Here is a 3,433-nt window from a genome sequence, read left to right as displayed (position 1 = left end):
GCCTTAATACTCCCTAGCTCAAGAGGATTAAAAAAACATAATGATGATTATCCTATAATGCAAGATTTAGTAAGCTATGGTGTATTTAGTGATAAAGGATTTCCTTTAATCTGCACTCCTAAAAAAAATAACTTTAAGATTAATTCTCCTAATCCTACTAATACAAAGAATATAGACAAAGAAGCTTTAAAAGCACAAATAGAATTTCATCAACCTATACTAAGGCTACACTATAAAGAACATAAATCCCAACAAGACAATTTACCTATTACTCAATTCTATCTTTTTGATAATCTAAAAGAGCAAGAAAGTCCTTTTGAAAACCTCATTTTAGATTATCAAAGTGATGCACAAAGTATTAGTGATAAAGAATTAGAAAAAGAGTTACTGCAAAGCTATCCTGATAAAGAATATACACACAAACAAATCAATCTACAACTTGGTGTCCATCAAATCCATCTTGTCTTTATTATCCCACAACATCTCCCTAAACTCTTTAAAGAGTATTATAAAAACTATGAATATAAAGACTATGGTATAGGAAGATATAAACTACTTTTAGATTATTCTAAAGATATAAAAGAATACAAAGAATCTACTAACTCTAAAGACCAATCTCTAAGCATTACCCATACAAGAGTATTCCTCTCTCCTTATAAAGCAAACAAACTAAACTTTGCATTTGCATTAGGATTAGATGATTACTTAGAGAAAGAAAACATTACAGAGCTAAAGATAGTCATTGGAGGAGTATATGAGGAGGGAGAGAAGCAACCTAAGATTCTAGCAACACTAGCAAGTAATGATGATAGATTAGTCTATGAAGCATTAGAGAAGAGCAAGGAAGAAAAGCAAATCACAGAAATATATTTTTCTTATGGAGACGATGAGATAAGACTAAATGATACCTCAAGGCATTATAAAGATATTAATTTGCATATTACAACACAAGGATATAATGAGGGGGAGGAAGTAGAATTGACATTAGAATTTCAAGGAAAAACTCTCCAAACTTCCACAAATATAAGGGATAATCAAGCTATCATTAAGAATGTATTTGAAGAAGTATAGGAATAAGAAATGGCAGTAGAGTGTAAAGTAATCTGTGGTAATAAAGAAGCAACAATTAAGATTAAGAGACCTAGCTTTAAGAGTGTAAGAAAAGCATATAGGGAGATAAACTCTAAAGATATTGCAACAAGGTATGAAATGGTGTCAAAAGCTCTTTTAAAAGCCCATCAAAGTGGGCTTAGTGGTTACCAAAATACTTGTGCTTTGCAAGTAAGCTATGCTTTAAATAAAAGCCAAATGTTTATTGAACAATATCTTGCAAGAGAAGTAAAAAAGCAACCACAAGGAATTGAAGATAATTCTATTGCATTGGGCGATGATGGACATAATTATATTATAATTATAAGAGTTGAAACATTAAATAAATTCTTGATGTTGCAGAATGTTTGGGGTAATGCTGATGAATCCTATAACCCTAAGAGAATGCAAACAAAACAGGAGAATATCAATTTCTATAATAATGAATTCTCAAAGTTTAGCAAAAATGGAGTAGTAGCAATGATAATTAGCGGTTGGAGCGATGCTAGCGGACATATAACTTTATGGGACGGAGAGGAAAAGGAATTTTTGGATAACTCAAATTATTTAATGCAATTAGATTGTATCGTTAAAGAACTCTACTTTTGGGAGTTGAAATAATGGTAAAGAATAGCATAATATCACTTGCGTTATCGATGTTTTTATGGTACTCATTTGCTTTTGGGGTAGATATACGCAAAGAAAAGCAAGATATGCGTGAATATGGATTGGCATATTGTCTTGCTAACTTTCATCAAACAGAGCCTTCCAACGACATAATAGCATCATTAAGTATATATTTTGAAAATATGGTTGCAGGATATGATGATTATAACAAACTCATAGAATACATTAAGCAATATATGGGCAATCATCCTGCTTATGTTAAGCCAAGCGAAGATAATCCAAGACCAAATGAGCCTGTATATTTTTATTCATGTTTGAAAATGTATGACTCTAAAGAATACCAAGATGAAGTAGAACGCATTGTTAAAAAATACTGCAAGGATTGCAAATGAGTATCCCACAACATCTCCCTAAACTCTTTAAAGAGTATTATAAAAACTATGAATATAAAGACTATGGCATAGGAAGATATAAACTACTTTTAGATTATTCTAAAGATATAAAAGAATACAAAGAATCTACTGATTTTAAAGACCAATCTCTAAGTATTACTCATACAAGAGTATTCCTCTCTCCTTATAAAGCAAACAAACTAAACTTTGCATTTGCATTAGGATTAGATGATTACTTAGAGAAAGAAAACATTACAGAGCTAAAGATAGTCATTGGAGGAGTGTATGGGGAGGGAGAGAAGCAATCTAAGATTCTAGCAACACTAGCAAGTAATGATGATAGATTAGTCTATGAAGCATTAGAGAAGAGCAAGGAAGAAAAGCAAATCACAGAAATATATTTTTCTTATGGAGACGATGAGATAAGACTAAATGACACATCAAAACATTATAAAGATATTAATTTGCATATTACAACACAAGGATATAATGAGGGGGAGGAAGTAGAGGTCAAAATAAAAACGCAAGATAATAGCTTTACTCTCAAAGGGAAAGTAAATAATAATAAAGTATTTATTAAAAATGCTTTTAAAGATAAATAATCCTAAATATAAAAAGGAGTGTAAATGAATATAAAAATAACAGCAACTTGTGGAGATAAATCTGTAAGTGTAGAATGCAAAAGACCAAGTTGGGAGAGTGTAAGAAAGGCTTATGAAAAGATAAATAAGATTTACAAAGAAGGAAAACCTCAAGGAGCTGAAGCAGTATTTAAGAAAATTGGTGGAGAACCTTATAAGGAATTTTTAAATAATGAACAAATTATTAAAAAGCAAAATACAGATGGCATTGCAATTGAGGATATACGAAGATATACTCTAAATTCCTGTGCTTTACGAATGAGTTATGCACTTAATTATAGTTATTTACCTACAATGCAATATTTAATTAAAAATCAAAAACTTCCTAATGATACAGGAAAATTAAAATTTGAAAATAAAAGATGGTTTGGGGCAGATGAAAACTTATATTACTTAAGTATATATGGGATAAGAAATTTCTTAACTTTAAATTGGGGTAATAGTGATAAGCCTCATAATTTACGAACATTTAAGAATGAAAGTGAAGTAAAAGAGTTTTATGATACAAAATTTTCAAAGTTTGATAAAAATGGTATTGTGGTTATGAAAATAAATGGTTGGAGCGATGCAGGAGGACACACAACCTTATGGAATGGAGATAAAAAACAATTTGAAGATTTTGAAATAAGTAAGAATTATTTGAATGGAGAATATGGGGTAGTAGATTTTCAATTTTGGGAGTTA

4 protein-coding genes and 1 pseudogene are annotated in these 3,433 nt (G+C 30.3%); all 5 read left to right on the top strand.

Annotated elements, in window-relative coordinates; genetic code table 11:
• Positions 1-1,071, top strand: a pseudogene (locus CQA44_RS13340) (lipase); the annotation flags it as partial.
• Between the two features lie 9 nt (positions 1,072-1,080).
• Entirely contained in the window at positions 1,081-1,710 is a 630-nt protein-coding gene (locus CQA44_RS11555) for a type VI secretion system amidase effector protein Tae4 (protein ID WP_115547362.1), read from the top strand.
• Entirely contained in the window at positions 1,710-2,108 is a 399-nt protein-coding gene (locus tag CQA44_RS11550) for a hypothetical protein (protein WP_115547361.1), read from the top strand. The genes CQA44_RS11555 and CQA44_RS11550 overlap by 1 nt, the downstream gene beginning before the upstream one ends.
• A complete protein-coding gene (locus CQA44_RS11545) occupies positions 2,105-2,710 on the top strand; it encodes a hypothetical protein (RefSeq protein ID WP_115547360.1) in 606 nt (201 codons plus the stop codon). Before CQA44_RS11550 ends, CQA44_RS11545 begins: the two co-directional genes overlap by 4 nt.
• A gap of 24 nt (positions 2,711-2,734) precedes the next feature.
• The coding region (locus CQA44_RS11540; protein WP_115547359.1) for a type VI secretion system amidase effector protein Tae4 at positions 2,735-3,433 on the top strand (699 nt) is incomplete at its 3' end.

Source organism: Helicobacter sp. MIT 14-3879, assembly GCF_003364125.1.
Note: the sequence above shows the minus strand (reverse complement) of the source record. Positions and strands in the feature narration are given on the sequence as shown.